Here is a 22297-nt window from a genome sequence, read left to right as displayed (position 1 = left end):
GATTTACACAATTTCAACCTGACTTTATCGTTGTCAGTCTTGCTATTGCAAGGCGCTAAAACCGCATGGTTAAAGCGCCCGCCGCGTTTATTGTTATTACAGTTTTGCGCTGACCCAGTCTTTTACGCTGGCCAGTGCGGCCGGGAGAGCCGCTGCATCCGTACCACCGGCTTGCGCCATATCAGGACGACCGCCCCCTTTGCCGCCCACCTGCTGAGCGACCATACCAATCAGTTCCCCTGCCTTCACACGGTCAGTCACATCCTTAGAGACTCCCGCAATCAGAGAAACCTTATCGTCTGCGACCGTAGCCAGTACCACAATTGTAGAACCCAACTGGTTCTTCAGATCGTCGACCATAGTACGCAGCATCTTCGGTTCAACGCCAGTAAGTTCACTCACCAGCAGTTTCACGCCATTGATTTCTTCAGCTTTGCTGGAGAGGTTTGCACTCTCCTGCGCGGCAGCCAGCTCTTTCAGTTGCTGCAGCTCTTTTTCCAGCTGACGGGTGCGTTCAAGGACAGAACGGACCTTTTCAGTCAGGTTATGGCTGTCGCCTTTAACCAAATGCGCTACATCGTCAAGCACATCGCTCTGCGCATGCAGAGTGGCAATCGCACCTTCACCGGTCACCGCTTCGATACGACGCACGCCTGCCGCAGTACCGGATTCAGAAGTGATACGGAACAGGCCGATATCGCCAGTACGTTTAGCATGTGTACCGCCGCACAACTCGGTAGAGAAATCACCCATGCTGAGGACGCGCACCCGCTCATCATATTTCTCGCCGAACAGCGCCATTGCGCCTTTCGCTTTCGCGTCTTCCAGTTCCATGACGTTGGTTTCGATAGGCAGGTTGCGACGGATCTGGGCATTAACCAGGTCCTCTACCGCGCGGATCTCTTCCGGTTTCATGGCTTCGGAATGTGAGAAGTCAAAGCGCAGCGCTTTGTCATTCACCAGGGAACCTTTCTGCGCAACGTGGGTGCCGAGCACCTGGCGCAGCGCCGCGTGCATCAGGTGCGTCGCGGAGTGGTTCAGCAGAATACGAGCCCGGCGAGCTTCATCCACGTCAGCCTGTACCGCGTCGCCCACTTTCAGGGAACCGCTGTTGAGCGTGCCGAGATGACCAATGGCCTGGCCGTATTTCTGCGTGTCGCTGACGCTGAAGGCACAGCCTGCGCCTTTCAGTTCGCCTTTATCACCGACCTGGCCGCCAGATTCTGCATAGAATGGCGTCTGGTCCAGAACGACAACCGCATTCTGACCCGCAGCGATAGCGTCAACGGCTTTACCGTCTACGAACAGCGCGGTCACTTTCGCGTTCAGCTCCAGATGGTCGTAACCTTTAAATTCAGAAGCGCCGTCAACGCGGATCATCGCGTTGTAGTCTGCGCCAAAACCGCTGGATTCACGCGCACGACGGCGCTGCTCTTCCATTGCGGCTTCGAAGCCTGCTTCATCAACTTTGAGGTTACGCTCACGGCAAACGTCCGCCGTCAGGTCAACCGGGAAGCCGTAGGTGTCATACAGACGGAAAGCGGTTTCGCCATCCAGCGTATCGCCTTTCAGCTTCGACAATTCTTCGTCCAGTAGAGCCAGACCACGCTCAAGCGTACGGGCAAACTGCTCTTCTTCGGTTTTCAGCACCTGCTCAACCTGAGCCTGCTGCTGCTTCAGTTCTTCGCCTGCAGAACCCATCACACCGACCAACGGGCCAACCAGTTTCCAGAAGAAGCTCTCTTTTGCACCAAGCATGTTACCGTGACGAACAGCGCGACGAATGATACGTCGCAGCACGTAGCCACGGTTTTCATTCGACGGGATAACGCCATCGGTAATCAGGAACGCACATGAACGAATGTGGTCCGCGATCACGCGCAGAGATTTGTTGCTGAGATCAGTCGCACCGGTCTCTTTCGCCACGGACTGAATCAGGGTGCGGAACAGGTCAATGTCATAGTTGGAGTTCACGTGCTGCAGCACAGCCGCGATACGTTCCAGGCCCATACCGGTATCAACAGACGGCTTCGGCAGTGGTTCCATCGTGCCATCGGCCTGACGGTTGAACTGCATGAAGACGATGTTCCAGATCTCAATGTAACGGTCGCCGTCTTCTTCCGGACTTCCCGGAGGGCCGCCCCAAATGTGATCGCCGTGATCGAAGAAGATTTCGGTACACGGACCACACGGACCGGTGTCACCCATCTGCCAGAAGTTATCTGAGGCATACGGCGCACCTTTGTTGTCGCCGATACGGATAATACGTTCACGCGGAACGCCCACTTCGTTGGCCCAGATGTCGAATGCTTCGTCATCGGTTTCATACACGGTGACCCACAGACGCTCTTTTGGCAGCGCAAACCAGTTCTCACCGGTCAGCAGCTCCCAGGCGTACTGGATAGCATCATGTTTGAAGTAGTCGCCGAAGCTGAAGTTGCCCAGCATTTCAAAGAAAGTATGGTGACGCGCAGTGTAACCGACGTTTTCCAGATCGTTGTGCTTACCGCCCGCACGTACGCAGCGCTGCGAAGTAGTCGCGCGGGAATAATTACGCTTGTCGAGACCAAGGAACACGTCCTTGAACTGGTTCATCCCGGCGTTGGTAAACAGCAGAGTCGGGTCGTTGTTTGGCACCAGGGAGCTGCTAGCAACTACCTGATGTCCCTTGCTATGGAAAAAGTCGAGAAACGCCTGACGGATCTCAGCGGTGCTCTTGCTCATAATTATCCTGGAATCACGCTAACGGATTGTTGCAGGCCGCAACTGAACAGTTTTTACACAGTCAGGCGACCTGGCGGAAAAAGTGGGAATAAGATAAGTTTTCTTGGGAGGGAAGTAAAATACCGAGTGACTCAGTCGGCAAAATTTCGCCAAATTTGCTGGATATCTTCCATAAGATAACCCCGGTTAAGTAGAAATCTCTGCACCTTCACTTTTTCGGCAAAAACAGTGGGAAGAGGTTCACCGTATTTTCGCTGCGCCTGCTCACGGGCAAGTTCCATCCAGTCAATTTCACACTCATACATGGCCTGATCGATATCCGTTCGGCCAATGCCTTTTTGGTTCAATTCCTGGCGAATGCGCGCCGGACCATAACCCTTGCGACCACGGCTGGCGATGAACTGTCGGGTGAAGCGTGCATCATCCAGATAGTTGCTTTCTATACACCAGGCAACGACCTTATCCACCTCTTCCGGCGGTGCGTCGATGGGTTCCGGCCCCTTTTTGGTCAGCACTGGCGCCACCAGCTTTCGCCGTAGCTCTTTTTCACTGTGATCGCGCATTGCCAGGATGCGAATCGCCCTGTCCAGCAGACGGGCATAAGCGGAACGACGCGGTGAGCTTTCAGTCATATCTGGCCCTTAATAACTGCAAAATTTGAGCGGGATGAAAAAGCAAAAGGGCCGCATCAGCAGCCCTTTATCATTTCAACAGTGATACCCGTCATACTTCAAGTTGTGGCTGCCGTGGCGTGCCTGTAACTCGCATTATTTAGGATAAATCAGAAATCTTCTTTGGTTTCTTCAACGCTGTTGTCATCAACGGTGAAAGCCGGCTTGTCATCCTGATTGCTCAGCAGCAGCTCGCGTACTTTCTTCTCGATTTCTTTCGCCGCAACCGGGTTCTCTTTCAGCCAGGAGATAGCGTTCGCTTTACCCTGACCAATTTTGTCGCCGTTGTAGCTATACCATGCGCCCGCTTTCTCGATCAGCTTCTCTTTCACGCCGAGGTCAACGATCTCGCCAAAGAAGTTAATGCCTTCACCGTAGAGGATCTGGAATTCAGCCTGTTTGAACGGTGCCGCGATTTTGTTTTTCACGACTTTCACGCGGGTTTCGCTGCCGATTACGTTATCGCCATCTTTCACCGCGCCGATGCGACGGATATCAAGACGTACAGAAGCATAGAATTTCAGTGCGTTACCGCCGGTGGTGGTTTCCGGGTTACCGAACATCACACCGATTTTCATACGGATCTGGTTGATGAAGATAAGCAGCGTGTTGGACTGCTTCAGGTTACCGGCCAGCTTACGCATCGCCTGGCTCATCATACGTGCCGCGAGACCCATGTGAGAGTCACCGATTTCACCTTCGATTTCCGCTTTCGGCGTCAGCGCCGCAACGGAGTCGACGATGATGACATCAACCGCACCAGAACGGGCCAGCGCGTCACAGATTTCCAGCGCCTGCTCACCGGTGTCCGGCTGAGAACACAGCAGGTTGTCGATATCGACACCCAGTTTGCGTGCATAGACCGGGTCCAGCGCGTGCTCCGCATCGATAAACGCACAGGTTTTGCCTTCACGCTGTGCTGCAGCAACGACCTGCAGGGTCAGCGTGGTTTTACCGGAAGATTCTGGTCCGTAAATTTCAACAATACGACCCATCGGCAGGCCGCCAGCCCCCAGAGCGATATCCAGAGAAAGCGAGCCGGTGGAGATGGTTTCCACGTCCATGGAACGGTCTTCACCCAGGCGCATGATAGAGCCTTTACCGAATTGTTTTTCGATCTGGCCGAGTGCTGCCGCCAACGCTTTCTGTTTGTTTTCGTCGATAGCCATTATTGCTCCTGTCCGGGTGTTACCGCGTAAATTCTGTTTCGTTGAGGCAATTATACTGTATGGTCATACAGTATCAAGTGTTTTGTAGAAATTGTTGCCACAGCAGTTGCAAGGCATAAGCCGTAGCCTGACGGCGCACGGCTTCGCGGTCTCCTGCGAAGCATTCCTGGTAAGTAAAGCCTTGTCCATTCGCACAGGCCAGGCCAAACCATACCGTGCCAACAGGCTTTTCTTTGCTGCCACCATCGGGCCCGGCGATGCCGCTCACGGAGAGCGCATAGGTGGCGCGTGCCGCGCGCAGTGCACCAATCGCCATTTCGACCACCACCGGTTCACTGACCGCACCATGGTTCAATAATGTCTCTTCGCGCACGCCAATCATCTGGGATTTCGCTTCGTTGCTGTAGGTGACAAACCCCCGTTCAAACCAGGCTGAACTGCCCGATATATCGGTCAGAACTTTGGCAATCCAGCCCCCGGTGCAGGATTCCGCCGTGGTGACGGTCGCCCCCTGCGCCTTCAGCGCCAGTCCAACTTCTTCGCTGAAGGCCATCAATTCACTGTCGGTCATCATCATCGCTCGCCGCCTGAAAAAGATGTTCAACAAGATACCATTTTCTTTCGCAGGAGGGAGATGAGGTGACAATTTTACGAGGACGCTTCAGAAAAATCGTGCAGCGCCCCGGGCTACCGGAGCGCTTATCAGAATTACTTCATACTATTGGCGAGAGATTCCACATTATGACGCAGCATTTTGACGTAGCTGTCAGCGACACCGCCTGGTTTCGACAGCGCCTCAGGATAGAGTTCGCCGCCAGGCTGTGCACCGGTTGCCGTCGCAATTTGTTTTACCAGACGCGGATCGAGCTGGTTCTCCATAAACCAGGTATGCACGCCATCGGCTTTAATCTGATTGATGAGCGCGCCAACCTGTGCCGCGCTGGCTTCACTTTCTGACGACAGCCCCTGAGGCGCCATGAACGTCACACCGTAAGCCCGACCGAAATAACCAAACGCGTCGTGACTGGTCAGCACTTTACGCTTTGCGAGTGGAATAGCGTTGAAACGAGCCTTCGCCCAACCGTCAACTTCCTGCAACTGAGCGATGTATTTCTGCCCGCTGGCATTGAGAGCGGCTTCATCCTGCGGGTCCGCTTTCACCAGCCCCGCCAGAATATTTTGTGCATACAGCGCCCCGTTGGCCGCACTGTTCCACGCATGTGGGTCAGTCACGGTTTTACCGTCTTCATCCAGCGTTTGCGTTTTCACCCCTTCCGACGCCACGACCAGCTTGCCTTTAAACCCTGACGCCTTCACCAGCCTGTCCAGCCAGCCTTCAAGCCCAAGACCGTTGACCACCACCACGTCGGCCTTGCTCAACAGCACACTGTCTTTGGGCGAAGGCTCGAAGGTGTGCGGATCGCCATCCGGCCCGACCAGCGTATCGACGTGGACGTGCTCACCCCCAACCTGCTGAACCATGTCGCCGAGCACTGAAAAGCTCGTCACCACGTTCAGCGTTTTCGCCATTGCGCCCTGCGAAAGCGCCCCCAGCGCAAGCGCCAGAATCAATCCCGTTCTTTTCATCATTTCCCCTTGCGTTAAAAAAGCGCTCGCAGGCTGAAAGCCAGCCGGCTGCGCGTGCCAAAAAATATCGAAATGAAAAACAGTCCGCTGGCGGTCAGCACGATTGACGGCCCTGCAGGTAAATTGGCCGACCACGACAGGCTTAAGCCGAGCCAGGCGCAGAACGCGCCGCTGACCGCCGCGAACAGTAAAATACCGGGCAGGGTTTGCGCCCAGCAGCGCGCGGCGATGGCGGGTAGCATCATGACACCGACCGCCATCAGCGTGCCGAGCACCTGAAAGCCCGCCACCAGGTTGATAACCAGCAGCGCCAGAAACAGCCCGTGCAACAGCGGCGGCAAACGGCGGTCATTGACTTCCAGCCACGCGCTGTCAAAGGCCTCACTGACCAGCCCGCGATAAAGCAACGCCATGACCACCAGTGTCAGGCTGGCTACGCCGGAGACAAACAGCGCCGCATCGTTGTCGACCGCCAGAATCGAACCAAACAGTAGATGCAGTAGATCTACGCTAGAGCCGCGCAGGGACACGAGGGTGACGCCCAGCGCCAGCGAGCCGAGGTAGAATCCGGCAAAGCTGGCATCCTCCTTTAGCGGCGTGCGGCGACTGACCCAACCGGCAACCAGCGCGACAGCAATCCCGGCAATAAACCCACCGATAGTCATCGCCAGCAGCGACATTCCGCTCAGCAGATACCCCACCGCGACGCCGGGTAAAATCGCGTGAGACAGCGCATCGCCCATCAGGCTCATCCGGCGCAGTAAGAGGAAAACGCCGAGCATCGTGGTACTGACCGACAGCGCCAGGCACACAACCAGCGCGCGACGCATAAAGCCAAATTCGATAAAAGGCTGAAAGAAGGTGTGCCAGATCATGCTCGCCTCTCGTGGTCGAAGGCCGCCAGAATGGTGGGCGTGTTACCCCAGCGAGCGTGCTGTGATTCCAGCAACAGTGTTTCCGGAAAGTGACGGGCCACGCGGAGATTGTCGTGCAGCACGGCGAGCACGGTTTGCCCTTCGCGATGCATTTCAAGAATCAGCTCCATGAGCACCTGGCTGGTTGCTTCATCGATTCCGGTGAACGGTTCATCCAGCATCACCAGCGGCGCCTGCTGAACCAGCACTCTTGCGAACAGCATCCGCTGAAACTGGCCGCCGGAAAGCGCTTCAATGGGCGACGTACCAAGCGATGAGAGCCCTACCCTTTCCAGTGCCGAGGCAATTCTGCGGCGCATTTCAGCATTGAGACCGCGAAACAGCGAAACGCGCGGCCATGCGCCCTGGCTCACCACGTCATAGACGCTCAACGGAAATTGCGATTCCAGCGCGTGACGCTGTGCCAGCCAGCCAATCACCGGGCGCGGTCCATGCCAGCGCAGCTTCCCGCTGACCGGAGGAATAAATCCCGCCAGCGTTTTCAATAATGTGGATTTACCGCAGCCGTTAACACCGACGATCGCCGTCAGCGAACCGGTCTCAATCGTGCCGCAGAGCGTGGGGGTAATAGCCAGGCGATCGTAACCCGCCACCAGATGGTCGAGTTCAATCATGGGAGTGCCACCGCCCAGCAGGTCGCCAGCCACAGCATGGCCAGTACAACCAGAGCCAAAGCCAGCCGCAGCAGGCCGGAGGCGTTAAAAAGGGAAAAGGGAATCATCGCCAACCTCAATTATGTTATAACATAACAATAATGAGATTAACGAAAGTTGTAAATCTGCGTCTGACGTTGGGCCTGTATCGAAATGTTTCAGACACCCCTCCCGCAGGAGGGGATATCGGCAGGATTACTGCTGAGCGCGCGCCGCTGCCACTGCCTGACCAAGCTGCCAGACTGCCATTGCGTAGTGCGTACTGTGGTTGTAGCGGGTGATGGTGTAGAAGTTCGGCAAGCCGTACCAGTACTCATACCCGGTGCCCACGTCGAGGCGTAACAGGCTCGCCTGCTGGTGATCACCCAGCGACTGAGTCGGCGACAATCCTGCGGCTGAAAGCTGTGAAACACTGTAGTTCGTTTTGAAACCGTTATCCAGGCCTGGCGCCTGGCCCGCGGCTGGCACCGCAACCAGATCGCCCTTCACCCAGCCATGCTGTTTGAAGTAGTTGGCTACGCTGCCGATCGCATCGTCCGGATCCCACAGATTGATGTGGCCGTCGCCGTTGAAGTCCACGGCGTACTGCTTATAGGACGACGGCATAAACTGACCGTAGCCCATCGCACCAGCAAACGAGCCTTTCAGATCCAGCGGATCGTCCTGCTCGTCGCGCGCCATCAACAGGAAGGTTTCCAGCTCACCGGAGAAGTACTTCGCCCGACGCGGATAGTTGAATGACAGCGTCGCCAGCGCATCCAGAATGCGGGTTTTGCCCATCACGCGACCCCAGCGGGTTTCAACGCCGATAATGCCAATGATAATTTCCGGTGGTACGCCGTACACCTGCCAGGCGCGGGTCAGTGCGTCCTGATGTTCATTCCAGAACATGACGCCGTTTTGCACATTGTCCGGGGTAATAAACTGTTTGCGATAGCGCAGCCAGGCGCCGTTTGGTCCGGTAGGAACCTGCGCCGTCGGTGCCTGACGGTCCATCAGACGCAGAACGTAATCAAGACGTTTGGCCTGAGAGAGAATTTCATGCAGTTGTTGGCGGTCAAAGCCATGCTTACTGACCATCGAATCGATGAACTGATTCGCCGCCGCGTTGTTGGCGAAGTCGCCGCCCATCAGGGTCGTATTATGCTGCGGCTCCAACAGGAACCCGCCAGAGGTATTCGCCGTGGTCGGCGCTTCGGCGGTTTTCGGTTTGCTGCTACAGGCAGCAACCAGCACGCAGAGCGGGAGTAAGGTCAGGTAACGACGCTTCAACATGTGACATCCATTTAGCTAATTCGGCAGAGATAAATATGGTAAAGCATCCCTGACCTCACAAGGAAGCGCTACCTGAGGTTAAAAAAAATCTTTCTTCAGTTTCTCTCTCACCTCACACAAACTTTCAAAATGATCATTTTATCTTTCATTGTGAGATCTACTTAACACTTAAAAACCTTTCAAAGTGATTATTATTGGCATCGGTTAAATAATAAAAATTCACAGGAGAGAAGAATGATAGAAATCATTACCCACGGCGCCGAGTGGTTCATCGGGCTTTTTCAGAAAGGTGGAGAAGTCTTTACCGGGATGGTGACCGGTATTCTGCCTCTGCTGATAAGCCTGCTGGTTATCATGAACGCCTTAATTAACTTTATCGGCCAGCAACGCATTGAACGATTTGCTCAACGCTGCGCAGGCAATCCGGTCTCCCGCTACCTTATCCTGCCCTGTATCGGCACCTTTGTTTTTTGTAACCCGATGACGTTAAGCCTTGGCCGTTTTATGCCCGAGAAGTACAAACCGAGCTACTACGCCGCCGCGTCCTATAGCTGCCACTCAATGAACGGCCTGTTCCCGCACATCAATCCGGGCGAGCTGTTTGTCTACCTCGGCGTTGCCAACGGCCTGACCACACTCGGCCTGCCGCTGGGACCGCTGGCGGTCAGTTATCTGCTGGTCGGTCTTTTCACCAATTTCTTCCGCGGTTGGGTAACCGATCTGACGACGGCCATTTTCGAGAAAAAAATGGGCATTCAGCTTGAGCAAAGCGTTCGACTTTCAGGAGCCATCGTATGACGCGCATTCGGATTGAAAAAGGCGAAGGCGGCTGGGGCGGCCCGCTGGAACTCGACGCCGTTGAAGGGAAAAAAATCGTCTACATCACCGCAGGCACCCGCCCGGCGATTGTCGATAAACTGAGTAAACTCACCGGCTGGGAAGCGGTGGACGGCTTTAAAGAAGGGGAGCCCCCCGAGTCAGAAATCGGTGTGGCGGTGATCGACTGCGGAGGCACGCTGCGCTGCGGCCTTTATCCCAAACGTCGGATCCCGACCGTCAATATTCACTCGACGGGGAAATCCGGGCCGCTGGCACAGCACATCGTCGAAGACATTTATGTCTCTGGCGTCAAAGAGAACAACATCAGCCTGGTTGACGGAATAACGCCACAAAAAGGCGGCCCTCGCGAGTATGACTCCCGCAAAAAAATCACCGAACAAAGTGACGGCTTGCTGGCAAAAGTCGGTATGGGAATGGGCTCTGCCGTGGCTGTGCTGTTCCAGTCCGGGCGCGACACCATCGACACGGTGCTGAAAACCATCCTGCCGTTTATGGCGTTTGTTTCGGCGCTGATCGGCATCATCATGGCCTCCGGGCTGGGTGACTGGATAGCGCACGGCCTTGCCCCGCTCGCCAGCCATCCGTTAGGCCTGGTGACGCTGGCGCTGATTTGCTCCTTCCCGTTACTGTCGCCTTTTCTCGGCCCAGGGGCCGTTATCGCCCAGGTGATAGGCGTACTGATTGGGGTGCAGATAGGTCTGGGCAACATTCCCCCGCATCTCGCCCTGCCCGCCCTGTTTGCCATTAATGCACAGGCGGCCTGTGACTTTATCCCGGTGGGTCTCTCCCTTGCGGAAGCGCGACAGGACACGGTTCGCGTTGGTGTGCCTTCGGTGCTGGTAAGTCGTTTCCTGACCGGCGCCCCGACGGTGCTAATTGCCTGGTTCGTTTCCGGATTTATTTACCAATAAGAGGTGCCCCTGATGACCGTGATTTACCAGACCACCATTACCCGCATCGGCCAGAGCGCGCCCGACGCGTTGAGCGACAAGATGCTCATCACCTTTCGCGAAGGCGCCCCGGCGGATATCGAAGAGTTTTGTTTTATTCACTGCCACGGCGAGCTGAAAGGCGCATTGCGGCCCGGCAGTCAGCTTGCGCTTGACGACGTGTGCTACCCGGTCACCGCTGTTGGCGATGTGGCCGAGCAGAACCTACGTGAGCTGGGACATATCACCCTGCGTTTTGATGGACAGACCGAAGCCGAGTATCCCGGGACGGTGCACGTTACCGGCCCCGTACCCGAGGCGCTTCACACTGGCTGCACAGTAAAATTCGTTGTGTAATTTAAGGAGAAAATCATGAATCAGGTTGCCATTGTCATTGGCGGAGGACAAACCTTAGGGGAGTTTCTTTGCCGTGGGCTTGCTACTGAAGGCTATCGCGTCGCGGTGGTGGATATTCAAAGTGAAAAAGCGGCGCGGGTCGCTGCGGTCATCAACCAGGAATTTGGTGAAGGGATAGCGTACGGATTTGGCGCGGATGCCACTAGCGAACAGAGCGTGATGGCGCTTGCCCGCGGTGTGGACGAGATCTTTGGCCGCGCCGATCTACTGGTCTATAGCGCAGGCATTGCCAAAGCCGCGTTTATCAGCGACTTCGCTCTGGGTGATTTCGACCGCTCTTTGCAGGTGAACCTGGTGGGCTATTTCCTCTGTGCTCGCGAGTTTTCACGGCTGATGATCCGGGACGGCATTCAGGGGCGCATCATTCAGATCAATTCAAAATCGGGCAAAGTGGGCAGCAAACACAACTCTGGTTACAGCGCGGCAAAATTTGGCGGCGTGGGGCTGACGCAGTCCCTGGCGCTGGATCTGGCGGAATACGGAATAACCGTACATGCGCTGATGCTGGGCAACCTGCTGAAATCGCCGATGTTCCAGTCATTGCTACCCCAGTACGCCACCAAGCTTGGCCTCAACACGGACGAAGTGGAGCAGTATTATATTGATAAAGTGCCGCTCAAACGCGGCTGCGACTATCAGGATGTGCTCAATATGCTGCTGTTTTACGCCAGCCCGAAAGCGTCTTACTGCACTGGACAGTCCATCAACGTGACCGGCGGGCAGGTGATGTTCTAAGTTGCCATGCCCGGTGGCGCTTCGCTTAACGGGTCTACACGCTCAACCGTAGGCCGGATAAGCAGAGCGCCATCCGGCAATCACCAGGAAGATAAATATGATAACCACCCTCATTACCCTCGCCATTATCGCCTGGCTGAGCCAACTCATCCTCGGCGGCTGGCAAATTCATCAGTTCAACCGTGAGTTTGATGCACTGTGCCAAAAAGGCCGGGTCGGCATCGGACGCTCCGGTGGACGTTTCAAGCCCCGTGTAGTGATAGCTATCGCCCTGGATGAGCACAACCGGGTGTGCGATTCGTTGATGCTTCGGGGCCTGACGATTTTCGCCCGGCCGGTGAAAATTCCGGCCATCAACGGTACACCGTTACAAAAATTGCAGCCTGATGTGATCTTTCCCCATGATCCACGCTGTCAGAATGCACTATCATTAGCGCTTAATCTGAAACATGGATAATTTCGTTGTGAACGTTATAAGCTTGCGAAATTATCATTTCGCAACTTAAGGAACACATCGCCAATGAAACCACGTCAGCGGCAAGCTGCCATTATTGAGCATCTGCAAAAGCAGGGAAAAAGCTCAGTAGAGGAACTCGCCCACCACTTTGACACCACCGGTACCACGATACGCAAAGACCTGGTTCTACTCGAAAATGCCGGGGCGGTGATCCGAACCTACGGCGGGGTGATGCTCAACAAGGATGAGGCCGATCCGCCTATCGATCATAAAACGCTGATCAACACCCATCAGAAAGCGTTGATTGCCGAAGCCGCGGTTAAATTTGTCCATGACGGCGACTCGATTATTCTCGATGCGGGCAGTACGGTACTGCAGATGATCCCGATGCTGAGCCACTTTAATAACATCACCGTGATGACCAATAGCCTGCATATCGTCAATGCGCTGTCCGAAGTCGATAACGAACAAACCATCCTGATGCCCGGTGGCACGTTCCGCAAAAAATCCGCCTCCTTCCACGGCCAGTTGGCCGAAAACGCTTTCGAGCATTTCAGCTTTGATAAACTGTTTATGGGCACCGACGGAATCGATCTCAACGCGGGTGTGACCACCTTTAACGAAGTATTCAGCGTCAGTAAGGCGATGTGTAACGCCGCCCGTGAAGTGATCCTGATGGCGGATTCGTCAAAGTTTGGCCGCAAAAGCCCCAATATCGTCTGTAGCCTTGAAAGCGTTGATAAGCTGATTACAGACGCAGGTATCGATCCGGCGTTCAAAAAAGCACTGGAAGAGAAAGGCATCAACGTCATCGTAACGGGGGAAAAAGATGAGTGACTTTCTGATTAACGCAGGCCGTCAGACGCTGAGGCTGGAACTCGAGGAAGCGAGCCGCCTGCCGGACCGACTTGGCGATGATTTTGTTCGCGCCGCAAACACCCTTATTCAAAGCGAAGGCAAAGTGATTGTCTCCGGAATTGGCAAATCCGGGCATATCGGCAAAAAAATTGCCGCCACGCTTGCCAGCACCGGCACGCCTGCTTTTTTTGTGCATCCGGCAGAAGCCCTGCATGGCGATCTGGGGATGATCGAAAGCCGTGACGTGATGCTGTTTATTTCCTACTCCGGCTCGGCCAAAGAGCTCGATCTGATCATCCCACGCTTACAGGAAAAATCGGTCGCGCTGCTGGCGATGACTGGCAAAACCCGCTCACCACTGGCGCTGGCCGCAAAAGCCACTCTGGATATTTCGGTCGAACGCGAAGCCTGCCCGATGCATCTCGCCCCGACTTCCAGCAGCGTCAACACCCTAATGATGGGTGACGCCCTGGCGATGGCAGTGATGCAGGCGCGTGGCTTTAACGAAGAGGATTTTGCGCGTTCCCACCCGGCGGGTGCGTTAGGCGCGCGTTTGCTGAATAAAGTGCATCACCTGATGCGTACGGGCGATGCCATCCCGCAGGTCAAACTCACCACCAGCGTGATGGACGCGATGCTGGAGCTGAGCCGCACCGGGCTTGGGCTGGTTGTGGTGTGCGATGAAAACAGTCGGGTGCAAGGCGTGTTTACCGATGGCGACCTGCGTCGCTGGCTGGTCGGCGGCGGCACACTGGCGGAAAAAGTTGCAGAAGCCATGACCCGGGGGGGCGTCACGCTGAATGCACAAAGCCGCGCGGTTGAGGCCAAAGAAGTGCTGATGAAGCGTAAAATCGCCGCCGCACCGGTGGTCGACGATTGCGGTCTGCTGTGCGGGGCGATCAACCTGCAGGATTTCTATCAGGCCGGTATTCTTTAATCCTTCAGCCCCAGTCGTTTCGCCAGCCGGTGCAGGTTGGCGACGTCCAGCGACAATGCGCGGGCTGTCGCGGCCCAGTTGTTCTGCTGGCTTTCCAGCGCCTGCATAATCGCCTGACGTTGAAACGCGTCGGTGGCCTCCCGTAAATTCACCGCTTCCGTCTGCATTTCACGCGGTTGTACAACGGAAACAGGTTCGCAGTGAATAGCAAAATGTTGCGGTTTTAGCGTGACGTCGGCGCCATCGCTGGCCGCGCGCGCCAACACCACTGCCCGATGGATGGCATGTTCCAGCTCACGCACATTACCGGGCCAACGATACGACGCTAAATGCGCGCGGGCTGCTGCGCTAAGAATGACGCTGCTCAGCCCCATTCGAGCCCGGCACTGCTCGCAAAAATAGCCCGCCAGTAGAATGACGTCTTCATCGCGCTCGCGGAGTGGCGGCACGTAAAGCGGGAACACGCTTAAACGGTGGAACAGATCCGCGCGAAAACGCCCGGCCAATACCTCTTCGCGTAGATCGCGGTTAGTTGCCGCCAGTACGCGCACATTAACCCGCAGACTGCGGTCATCGCCGACTCGCTGGATATCACCATACTGCAATACCCGCAGCAGCTTGGCCTGCAATGACAAAGATAGCTCACCGATTTCATCGAGGAACAGCGTACCGTTATCCGCGATTTCAAATTTTCCGCTGCGATGGCTGATAGCCCCGGTAAACGCACCCTTCACATGCCCGAACAGCTCGCTTTCCGCCACGCTTTCCGGTAACGCCGCGCAGTTGAGATACACCAGCGGGTTCGCCGCACGCGATGATTGCTGATGAATCGCCTTCGCCACCAGCTCTTTCCCGGTGCCGGTTTCACCGCCGATCAGCACATTAAGATCGGACGCCGCGACGATCTCTATCTCTTTTTGCAGCTGTACCACCGGAGCCGAGAGACCAATCATCTCCTGCGCACCTGTCGTCGCGTCGCCACTGACGTTGGTCATCAACACATTCTGGCTTTCCAGCCGGGCAATCAGCAGCGCGTTATTCAGCGCCCCGGAAACCAGTGCTGCAATCAGGCGCAGTTCTTCGTCGCTGTGGCTGTCGAATTGATGAGCATCCATGCCATCAAGGGTTAACGCGCCAATCAGATTTTGCCCGGCGAACAGCGGCAGACCGAGACAGGCGTGAACCTTCAGGCTTTCCTGCCCAGGAATCAGCCCGTCGTAAGGGTCCGGCAACGTGCTGTCTGCGGGAAAACGCACGATATCGCCAGCACGGGCAATCGCCTCCAGTCGAGGGTGGGCCTGTAACGCAAACCGGCGGCCCAGTACGTCTTTCGCCAGGCCGTCAATTGCCAGCGGAATGAACTGATGTGCCTCGTAGCGCAACAACGCCGAGGCGTCACAGCCCAACAGCTCGCGCAGAGTGATGATAAGCCTCGAAAAACGGTCCGGATGACCAATGTCGCTTTGCAATTCGATGGCTATTTTCGCCAGCGCTTCGGTAGAAAAACTCATGCCTGCCTCATTGTCATTATGACTGTCATTATTGTCTTTTTGACCCACTAAAGAATAGTCATTATGACAAACACTCACAACACTCAAACTTAAAAACCATTAATTATCAACAAAATAAAAACTGGCACGCAACTTGATATAGCCCATTAACGATTTGAACCAGAAGAGTGATTGAGGACGTTATGGCTATTCACGTTAAAAACAATATTCATTGGGTTGGGCAACGCGATTGGGAAGTGCGTGATTTTCACGGCACCGAATACAAAACTCTGCGCGGCAGTAGCTACAACAGTTATCTGATCCGCGAAGAGAAAAATGTGCTGATTGACACCGTCGATCATAAGTTCAGCCGCGAGTTCGTGCAGAACCTGCGGGCGGAGATCGATCTCGCCGATATCGACTACATCATCATCAACCACGCGGAAGAGGATCATGCCGGTGCGCTAACCGAGCTGATGGCATCCATTCCGGACACGCCGATTTATTGCACCGCCAACGCTATCGATTCGATTAACGGCCATCACCATCACCCGGAGTGGAATTTCAACGTCGTTAAAACAGGCGATTCGCTGGATCTGGGCAACGGCAAACAGCTGATTTTCGTGGAAACCCCGATGCTGCACTGGCCCGACAGCATGATGACCTACGTGACCGGCGACGCGGTGCTGTTTAGCAACGACGCTTTTGGTCAGCACTATTGCGACGAACACCTGTTCAATGACGAAGTGGATCAGGCTGAACTTTTCGAACAGTGCCAGCGCTACTACGCCAACATTCTGACGCCGTTCAGCCGCCTGGTAACGCCAAAAATCACCGAGATCCTCGGTTTCAACCTGCCGGTAGAGATGATTGCCACCTCTCACGGCGTGGTGTGGCGCGATAATCCGACACAAATTGTCGAGCTGTATCTGAAATGGGCGGCGGATTATCAGGAAGACCGCATCACGATTTTCTACGATACCATGTCCAACAACACCCGCATGATGGCGGATGCCATCGCCCAGGGCATTAACGAGGTCGACCCGCGCGTGGCGGTGAAGATTTTTAACGTCTCCCGCAGCGATAAAAACGACGTGCTGACCAACGTCTTCCGTTCCAAAGGCGTGCTGGCGGGCACTTCGACCATGAACAACGTGATGATGCCGAAAATTGCCGGGCTGGTTGAAGAACTGACCGGGCTACGTTTTCGCAACAAACGCGCCAGCGCTTTTGGCTCACACGGCTGGAGCGGCGGCGCGGTGGACCGACTTTCTACCCGCTTGCAGGACGCGGGTTTTGACATGTCGCTGAGCCTGAAAGCCAAGTGGCGTCCCGATCTCGACGCTCTGGAAATCTGCCGCGAGCACGGTCGCGAAATCGCCCGTCAGTGGGCGCTCACGCCGATTTCGTTACCCGTAGCGGTGAATGTAGCGAGCGAGTCGCAGCCTGCCGAATGCACCGTCGATTCCGGGCCTGCCATGCAGTGCAGCGTTTGCCAGTGGATTTACGACCCGGCACAAGGCGAGCCGAATCAGGATGTCGCCCCAGGCACGCCGTGGAGCGAAGTCCCGGACAGTTTCCTGTGCCCGGAATGCTCGCTCGGTAAAGAGGTGTTCGACGTACTGGCGACGGAGGCAAAATGACTCACGGGATTGTCATCATCGGTTCAGGTTTTGCGGCTCGTCAGTTGGTCAAAAGCATCCGCAAACAAGACGCGCAGGTGCCACTGACGCTGATTGCCGCCGACAGTATGGATGAATATAACAAACCGGATCTCAGCCACGTCATCAGCCAGAACCAGCGCGCCGCAGACCTGACGCTCCAGACGGCGGGCGAGTTTGCCGAGCAGTACAATCTGTGTCTGTTTCCGAACACCTGGGTGGCGGATATCGACGCCGCCGCGCGGGTAGTGAAAAGCAGTGACCAGAGCTGGCCGTACGACAAACTGGTGCTGGCGACGGGAGCCACGCCGTTTGTCCCGCCGGTACCGGGCCACGAGTTGATGCTCACACTCAACAGCCAGCAGGAGTATGGCGCGGCACAAAGGGTGCTGCACGATGCCAGGCGCGTGCTGATTGTCGGCGCAGGCCTTATCGGCAGTGAACTGGCGATGGATTTTTGTCGGGCGGGGAAAGCGGTTAGCGTGGTGGACAACGCCGCGAGCATCCTGGCCTCCCTGATGCCGCCCGAAGTCAGCAGTCGTCTTCAACATCAGCTGACCGATATGGGCGTTCATCTACTGCTGAAAAGCCAGCTTCAGGGGCTGGAGAAAACCCGCACCGGGATCCGTGCCTGCTTTGATCGCGAGCGGGTACTTGAGGTGGATGCCGTCATTGCTGCTACGGGTCTGCTCCCGGAAACCACGCTTGCATGCCGCGCAGGTGTTGAAATCCACCGTGGCGTGGTGGTCGATGGAACGCTGCAAACCAGCAACCCGGCCATTTACGCCCTCGGCGACTGCGCAGAAATCAACGGTCGAGTGCTGCCGTTCCTCCAGCCGACACTGCTGAGCGCGCTGACCCTGGCAAAAATCCTGCTGGGTCAGGCTGCAAACCTGACGCTGCCGCCGATGCTGGTCAAAGTGAAAACGCCGGACCTGCCACTGCATTTAGCGGGCGATACGCGTCATCCGGATCTACGCTGGACGCTCAATACCACTCCCGATGGAATGATTGCGCAAGGGTTTGATAGCGAGGAGAAGCTGCGGGCGTTTGTGGTCAGCGAAGGGAAGATGAAGCAGGCGTTCGCGCTACTGAAACAGATCCACGCCTGAATAAAAAATGCCGGGCCTGATTTGGCCCGGCACCGTTTGCCTTACACGCTCAGTGCGTCATACCCGCGCCAGCGATACACCGCCAGAGAGACTATCCAGCAGGCGATAAACAGCCCGATAACGATGAATCCGGCATTGCCGAGATTATCATTCAGCGCACCGACCCAGTTCCACAGCCCACCGCTAAAGCCAAATTTATCCATCAGCAGGCCCAGCGCTTCCAGGCCGCCGATAAACAGTGCCACCACCACCGACGTGCCGGTAATGGTCATGTTGTAGTACAGCTTGCGCTGAGGTTTGTTGAAGGCCCAGCCGTACGCCCCGACCATCAACACGTTATCAAGCGTATCCACCAGCGCCATGCCGCTGGCAAATAGCGCCGGGAAAATCATGATGCTCCAGATAGACATTCCGCTGGATGCGCTGGCGGCAGTGATCCCCAACACCCCAATTTCGGTGGCGGTATCAAAGCCGAGGCCAAACAAAAAACCGACCAGATACATGTGCCAGCTTTTGTCGATCAGGCGGAACGTCTTGCCGAACAGCCAGCTCATCATCCCGCCCGTTGCCACCGGATCACGGTTGAACGGCTTACCCTGTTTGAAAGCGCGGAAGCTGCGCCAGATGCCACGCAGAATAACCAGGTTGATAAAGGCCATCGCCAGCAGGAACAGTGATGAAACCGCGGTGCCAATCAGGCTACCGGTATCGTGAAACCAGCTCATGTGCTGCTGGAACGCTGTTGCGGTGGCTGCGATCGCCGCCGAAGCCAGCACCACAATGGAGGAATGGCCGAGCGAGAACCACGCGCCAACGCCGAACGGGCGTTTGCCCTGCTGCATCATTTTGCGCGTAACGGTATCAATTGCGGCGATATGATCGGCATCCACCGCATGGCGCAGGCCGTAGCCCCAAGCCAACAGGCTGGCGGCCATTAGCGCCCCACTCTCACCAAACACCTGCCACGCCCAGCACCACGCCAATAGATTGGCCATCATCAGCACGAAAACCAGTAGCGCTGCGCGCGGCTGTTGACGTAAAAGCCTAATCAGCATCATCCGTTCCCTTCCTCCTGGAGGCGGGCTGCGGCAATCACCGCCTGCCCATATGAAATTCCGCCGTCGCCCGCGGGCAAACGCTGCGGAAATAAAAGTGTAAAACCAGACAGATAAAAGCCCAGCCGCTCGCGCAACAGGCGGTTATGCAGCACGCCGCCGCCGAAAACCAGCGTGCGGAGACCGCGAATGCCCGCGTGATAGCGCATCATCTGCGCCAACCCACAGGCCAGCGCATCATGAAATGCCCAGGCCTTATCTGCTTCTGGCGCGGACCAGCTCAGCCACTGCGGCCAGAAAATCCGTAAATTCAGGGTGTTACCCTGAAAAAGAAGCGTCAGCGGATGGTCGAGACCCTCGCTTGTTCGTGCCAGCGCTTCCAGCCGGCACGCCGCTTCACCTTCATAACTTTGCTTATCCGGCGTGCAGCTCAGCGTGCTCGCAACCGCATCAAATAAACGCCCGCAGGAAGACGCCATCGGTGCATTGATCCCGCGTTCAATGGCGCGAGCCAGTGCGGCGACGGGGTGTGACTGCAACAGCGCGAGCGATTGCCAGTCCGGAACAAACGCCACGCACTGTGCGAGCAGGTTACGCCACGGCTGGCGAGCCGCCAGATCACCGCCGGGCAGCGCCACCACAGGCAGACCGCCGAGATGTTCACATTCCCGATAGTTCACCCGCAGGCATTCGCCGCCCCAGAGCGCCCCGTTTTCCCCCTGCCCTATGCCGTCGAGAGTCAGCGCGATAACATCACCACCGTCCAGCGGCCAGCCGTGTTCTGCCATGCAGGCCGCTGCGTGAGCGTGGTGATGCAGCACCCTGTCGCACGGAATATTCAGCGCCTCGCCCCACTGCACCGAGCGATAACCTGCGTGCGCATCCACCACCACGCGTTCCGGGGTAAACGCATATATTGACTGTATTAATGCCAGCGCACTGCGCCACTGCGCCTCCACGCCTTCTTCGCAAACGTCGCCCAGATGCTGGCTCAGTACCGCTTCTTGCCCGCGCACCAGACAAAAGGTGTTTTTCAAATCTGCGCCGTAACACAACAACGGCGGAACATCCGCGAAACCCGGCGGCAGCGGCAGCGCATCCGGCACGTAGCCACGCGCCCTGCGCAGCATTTCGCCGCTTTGCCGGACCACGGAATCATCCATACGCTGGACAATATCGCGGTTGTGCAGCAGGAAGCCGTCGGCTATCTCCGCCAAATCCACCAGGGCATCCTGATTCGAAATCGCGGGCGGTTTGCCGTTGAGGTTCCCCGAGGTCATGACCAGCGGACGTTGCAGCGACTGCATCAACAAATGCTGAATGGGGTTCGATGCCAGCATTACACCGATTTCATCCAGCCCGGGAGCGATGCCATCGCATATGCCGTCTACCGCGTTTTTCTTCACCAGAACAATCGGCGACGCCGGAGTGTTAAGCAATTTCCGTGCCTGTTCCGGCAGGAAACTCACCTGCGTTAGCATCACCGCCAGCGGTTTCGTCGGGCGTCGTTTGCGTTTGCGCAGCAGCGCCACCGCGGCGGCGTTTCCGGCATCACACACCAGATGAAAACCGCCAAGCCCTTTGACAGCCACAATGTTGCCCGCGGCCAGCATCCCGACCGCCGCCGCCAGCGCGTTTTCGCCCGTGGATTGTTCAGAGGATGCGTGCCAGCTCAGCTGCGGACCGCATTCTGCGCAGGCTACCGGCTGGGCGTGAAAACGGCGATCTGACGGGGCGCGATACTCTTTTTCGCAAGCCAGACAAAGCGGAAACGCCGCCATCACCGTGAAGGGGCGGTCATATGGCATTGCCTGAATAATGGTGAAGCGCGGGCCGCAGTGGGTGCAGTTGATAAACGGGTAGCGGTAGCGCCGGTTATGCGGGTCATTGAGCTCTGCAAGGCAGGCCGGACAGGTGGCGGCATCGGGCGCAATCTGCGTGCTCATGCGCCCGGTTCCGCTTTGCTGGATGGTAAAATCCTGTGGTAAATCAGGCCAGTGATACGGCGTGATTTCGGTGGCGTCAATGCGCGCCAAAATGGGGCAATGCACCTTAAGCTGCGCAGCGAAGCCGTTTTCTGCACCAACGAGGTGCACCAGCACGCCTTCTGCGTCATTGCTGACGTTTCCCTGACGATTTAGCCGCTGCGCCATTTGCCAGACAAACGGCCGAAACCCTACGCCCTGAACCCTACCTCGCAGGCGAATGACGACGCCGTTGATTGCCATCTCAGTACGCCAGAGCCGTTCGGCGACGTTTCTCCGCATTGAGCTTATCCAGCGCCGCACGGTCGATGCAGCTCAATGCAAATGTCGGACACACCGCCACGCAGGCCGGACCGTCGGCGCGGGTATGGCAGAGGTCACATTTGTTGGCTTCGGCTTTTTCCACTTTAACCTTCATGCCGAATCCGCTGGTGCGCACTACCGGGCGAACGACGACTTCCATCGCCCCGTAAGGGCAGGCCACGACGCAGGTTTTACAGCCGATGCAGCGTTCCTGCATCACATGCACGAAGCCGTTTTCACGGGCGATGGCCCCGTTAGGACAGACGTTGGCACACGGCGCGTCTTCGCACTGGCGACAGGCGGTCGCCGTAGAAAGGTTTACGCCTTTAACGACGTGAATACGGGGCAGGAACGTTTGTGGCGTCAGCGCCGCGCAGTCCTGATCTTGTTGATGGGCGACGGCGCAGGCCACTTCGCACGTACGGCAGCCAATACATTTGCTCGCTTCCGCGATGATGAAACGGTTCATCCACTTCTCCAGCCTTAAACGTTAAGGCCGGGGAT

21 protein-coding genes are annotated in these 22297 nt (G+C 56.5%); 9 read left to right on the top strand and 12 right to left on the bottom strand.

Annotated features, from left to right (window positions below; genetic code table 11):
* Positions 1–96 precede the first annotated feature (96 nt).
* The 8 genes from alaS to mltB form a co-directional block, all read right to left on the bottom strand.
* Complete coding sequence (gene alaS / locus MUU51_RS02245; protein ID WP_258967004.1) at positions 97–2724, bottom strand: alanine--tRNA ligase; 2628 nt, start codon at positions 2722–2724, stop codon at positions 97–99.
* A gap of 131 nt (positions 2725–2855) precedes the next feature.
* Positions 2856–3356 (bottom strand): recombination regulator RecX, encoded by a 501-nt coding sequence (gene recX / locus MUU51_RS02240; RefSeq protein ID WP_159775739.1) that lies wholly within the window; start codon positions 3354–3356, stop codon positions 2856–2858.
* Positions 3357–3505: 149 nt separating this feature from the next.
* Positions 3506–4564: a recombinase RecA gene (gene recA, locus MUU51_RS02235; RefSeq protein ID WP_159775741.1), complete on the bottom strand. Its 1059-nt coding sequence runs from the start codon at positions 4562–4564 to the stop codon at positions 3506–3508.
* Positions 4565–4637: 73 nt separating this feature from the next.
* Positions 4638–5135, bottom strand: a complete 498-nt coding sequence (gene pncC / locus MUU51_RS02230) for a nicotinamide-nucleotide amidase (protein ID WP_159775856.1) — start codon at positions 5133–5135, stop codon at positions 4638–4640.
* 137 nt (positions 5136–5272) lie between these two features.
* On the bottom strand, positions 5273–6151 hold the full coding sequence (locus MUU51_RS02225) for a metal ABC transporter substrate-binding protein (protein ID WP_159775743.1): 879 nt from the start codon (positions 6149–6151) through the stop codon (positions 5273–5275).
* Positions 6152–6165: 14 nt separating this feature from the next.
* A complete protein-coding gene (locus tag MUU51_RS02220; RefSeq protein WP_159775745.1) occupies positions 6166–7026 on the bottom strand; it encodes a metal ABC transporter permease in 861 nt (286 codons plus the stop codon).
* A complete protein-coding gene (locus tag MUU51_RS02215; protein ID WP_374684567.1) occupies positions 7023–7700 on the bottom strand; it encodes a metal ABC transporter ATP-binding protein in 678 nt (225 codons plus the stop codon). The genes MUU51_RS02220 and MUU51_RS02215 overlap by 4 nt, the downstream gene beginning before the upstream one ends.
* A 234-nt stretch (positions 7701–7934) precedes the next feature.
* Entirely contained in the window at positions 7935–9014 is a 1080-nt protein-coding gene (gene mltB / locus MUU51_RS02210) for a lytic murein transglycosylase B (RefSeq protein ID WP_258967002.1), read from the bottom strand.
* 234 nt (positions 9015–9248) lie between these two features.
* Here mltB and srlA point away from each other — a divergent pair, with 234 nt between their 5' ends.
* The 7 genes from srlA (at position 9249) to gutQ (ending at position 14187) form a co-directional block, all read left to right on the top strand.
* Entirely contained in the window at positions 9249–9812 is a 564-nt protein-coding gene (gene srlA, locus MUU51_RS02205) for a PTS glucitol/sorbitol transporter subunit IIC (RefSeq protein ID WP_159775751.1), read from the top strand.
* Positions 9809–10765: a PTS glucitol/sorbitol transporter subunit IIB gene (srlE, locus tag MUU51_RS02200; RefSeq protein ID WP_159775753.1), complete on the top strand. Its 957-nt coding sequence runs from the start codon at positions 9809–9811 to the stop codon at positions 10763–10765. Before srlA ends, srlE begins: the two co-directional genes overlap by 4 nt.
* A gap of 12 nt (positions 10766–10777) precedes the next feature.
* Entirely contained in the window at positions 10778–11140 is a 363-nt protein-coding gene (gene srlB, locus MUU51_RS02195; RefSeq protein WP_258967001.1) for a PTS glucitol/sorbitol transporter subunit IIA, read from the top strand.
* 15 nt (positions 11141–11155) lie between these two features.
* Positions 11156–11935, top strand: a complete 780-nt coding sequence (srlD, locus tag MUU51_RS02190) for a sorbitol-6-phosphate dehydrogenase (protein WP_258967000.1) — start codon at positions 11156–11158, stop codon at positions 11933–11935.
* A 97-nt stretch (positions 11936–12032) separates the two neighbouring features.
* Positions 12033–12392 carry a transcriptional regulator GutM gene (gene gutM / locus MUU51_RS02185; RefSeq protein WP_159775759.1) on the top strand — a complete coding sequence of 120 codons (360 nt, stop codon included), beginning with the start codon at positions 12033–12035 and terminating at the stop codon, positions 12390–12392.
* Between the two features lie 63 nt (positions 12393–12455).
* Positions 12456–13229 carry a glucitol operon DNA-binding transcriptional repressor SrlR gene (srlR, locus tag MUU51_RS02180; protein ID WP_159775761.1) on the top strand — a complete coding sequence of 258 codons (774 nt, stop codon included), beginning with the start codon at positions 12456–12458 and terminating at the stop codon, positions 13227–13229.
* On the top strand, positions 13222–14187 hold the full coding sequence (gene gutQ / locus MUU51_RS02175; RefSeq protein ID WP_258966999.1) for an arabinose-5-phosphate isomerase GutQ: 966 nt from the start codon (positions 13222–13224) through the stop codon (positions 14185–14187). Before srlR ends, gutQ begins: the two co-directional genes overlap by 8 nt.
* On the opposite strand, the gene norR is transcribed toward gutQ, so the two are convergent.
* Positions 14184–15698 (bottom strand): nitric oxide reductase transcriptional regulator NorR, encoded by a 1515-nt coding sequence (norR, locus tag MUU51_RS02170; RefSeq protein ID WP_258966998.1) that lies wholly within the window; start codon positions 15696–15698, stop codon positions 14184–14186. The genes gutQ and norR overlap by 4 nt on opposite strands.
* 182 nt (positions 15699–15880) lie before the next feature.
* Between norR and norV the strand changes: the two genes are divergently transcribed.
* Complete coding sequence (norV, locus tag MUU51_RS02165; RefSeq protein ID WP_258966997.1) at positions 15881–17320, top strand: anaerobic nitric oxide reductase flavorubredoxin; 1440 nt, start codon at positions 15881–15883, stop codon at positions 17318–17320.
* Entirely contained in the window at positions 17317–18450 is a 1134-nt protein-coding gene (gene norW / locus MUU51_RS02160; RefSeq protein WP_258966996.1) for an NADH:flavorubredoxin reductase NorW, read from the top strand. The genes norV and norW overlap by 4 nt, the downstream gene beginning before the upstream one ends.
* A 41-nt stretch (positions 18451–18491) precedes the next feature.
* Here the strand turns inward: norW and MUU51_RS02155 are convergent, their stop codons facing one another.
* Genes MUU51_RS02155 through hydN form a run of 3 tightly spaced genes read right to left on the bottom strand, consistent with a single transcriptional unit; the run spans position 18492 to position 22262 of the window.
* Positions 18492–19505: a HoxN/HupN/NixA family nickel/cobalt transporter gene (locus tag MUU51_RS02155; protein ID WP_258967026.1), complete on the bottom strand. Its 1014-nt coding sequence runs from the start codon at positions 19503–19505 to the stop codon at positions 18492–18494.
* Positions 19505–21727 (bottom strand): carbamoyltransferase HypF, encoded by a 2223-nt coding sequence (gene hypF / locus MUU51_RS02150; RefSeq protein WP_258967025.1) that lies wholly within the window; start codon positions 21725–21727, stop codon positions 19505–19507. The genes MUU51_RS02155 and hypF overlap by 1 nt, the downstream gene beginning before the upstream one ends.
* A gap of 7 nt (positions 21728–21734) precedes the next feature.
* Positions 21735–22262, bottom strand: coding sequence for an electron transport protein HydN (hydN, locus tag MUU51_RS02145; RefSeq protein ID WP_258966995.1), 528 nt, complete (start codon positions 22260–22262; stop codon positions 21735–21737).
* Positions 22263–22297 lie beyond the last annotated feature (35 nt).

It is taken from the genome of Scandinavium manionii (assembly GCF_024764775.1).
Classification (GTDB): Bacteria; Pseudomonadota; Gammaproteobacteria; order Enterobacterales; family Enterobacteriaceae; genus Scandinavium; species Scandinavium manionii.
Note: the sequence above shows the minus strand (reverse complement) of the source record. Positions and strands in the feature narration are given on the sequence as shown.

Excerpts from the sequence above, each read along its gene's own strand:
- norR (WP_258966998.1), bottom strand. The coding sequence starts at position 15,698 with ATGAGTTTTTCTACCGAAGCGCTGGCGAAAATAGCCATCGAATTGCAA.
- srlA (WP_159775751.1), top strand. The coding sequence starts at position 9,249 with ATGATAGAAATCATTACCCACGGCGCCGAGTGGTTCATCGGGCTTTTT.
- norW (WP_258966996.1), top strand. The coding sequence starts at position 17,317 with ATGACTCACGGGATTGTCATCATCGGTTCAGGTTTTGCGGCTCGTCAG.
- norV (WP_258966997.1), top strand. The coding sequence starts at position 15,881 with ATGGCTATTCACGTTAAAAACAATATTCATTGGGTTGGGCAACGCGAT.
- recX (WP_159775739.1), bottom strand. The coding sequence starts at position 3,356 with ATGACTGAAAGCTCACCGCGTCGTTCCGCTTATGCCCGTCTGCTGGAC.
- srlB (WP_258967001.1), top strand. The coding sequence starts at position 10,778 with ATGACCGTGATTTACCAGACCACCATTACCCGCATCGGCCAGAGCGCG.
- srlR (WP_159775761.1), top strand. The coding sequence starts at position 12,456 with ATGAAACCACGTCAGCGGCAAGCTGCCATTATTGAGCATCTGCAAAAG.
- hydN (WP_258966995.1), bottom strand. The coding sequence starts at position 22,262 with ATGAACCGTTTCATCATCGCGGAAGCGAGCAAATGTATTGGCTGCCGT.
- gutM (WP_159775759.1), top strand. The coding sequence starts at position 12,033 with ATGATAACCACCCTCATTACCCTCGCCATTATCGCCTGGCTGAGCCAA.
- mltB (WP_258967002.1), bottom strand. The coding sequence starts at position 9,014 with ATGTTGAAGCGTCGTTACCTGACCTTACTCCCGCTCTGCGTGCTGGTT.
- recA (WP_159775741.1), bottom strand. The coding sequence starts at position 4,564 with ATGGCTATCGACGAAAACAAACAGAAAGCGTTGGCGGCAGCACTCGGC.
- pncC (WP_159775856.1), bottom strand. The coding sequence starts at position 5,135 with ATGACCGACAGTGAATTGATGGCCTTCAGCGAAGAAGTTGGACTGGCG.
- alaS (WP_258967004.1), bottom strand. The coding sequence starts at position 2,724 with ATGAGCAAGAGCACCGCTGAGATCCGTCAGGCGTTTCTCGACTTTTTC.
- srlE (WP_159775753.1), top strand. The coding sequence starts at position 9,809 with ATGACGCGCATTCGGATTGAAAAAGGCGAAGGCGGCTGGGGCGGCCCG.
- MUU51_RS02220 (WP_159775745.1), bottom strand. The coding sequence starts at position 7,026 with ATGATCTGGCACACCTTCTTTCAGCCTTTTATCGAATTTGGCTTTATG.
- srlD (WP_258967000.1), top strand. The coding sequence starts at position 11,156 with ATGAATCAGGTTGCCATTGTCATTGGCGGAGGACAAACCTTAGGGGAG.
- gutQ (WP_258966999.1), top strand. The coding sequence starts at position 13,222 with ATGAGTGACTTTCTGATTAACGCAGGCCGTCAGACGCTGAGGCTGGAA.
- MUU51_RS02215 (WP_374684567.1), bottom strand. The coding sequence starts at position 7,700 with ATGATTGAACTCGACCATCTGGTGGCGGGTTACGATCGCCTGGCTATT.
- MUU51_RS02155 (WP_258967026.1), bottom strand. The coding sequence starts at position 19,505 with ATGCTGATTAGGCTTTTACGTCAACAGCCGCGCGCAGCGCTACTGGTT.
- MUU51_RS02225 (WP_159775743.1), bottom strand. The coding sequence starts at position 6,151 with ATGAAAAGAACGGGATTGATTCTGGCGCTTGCGCTGGGGGCGCTTTCG.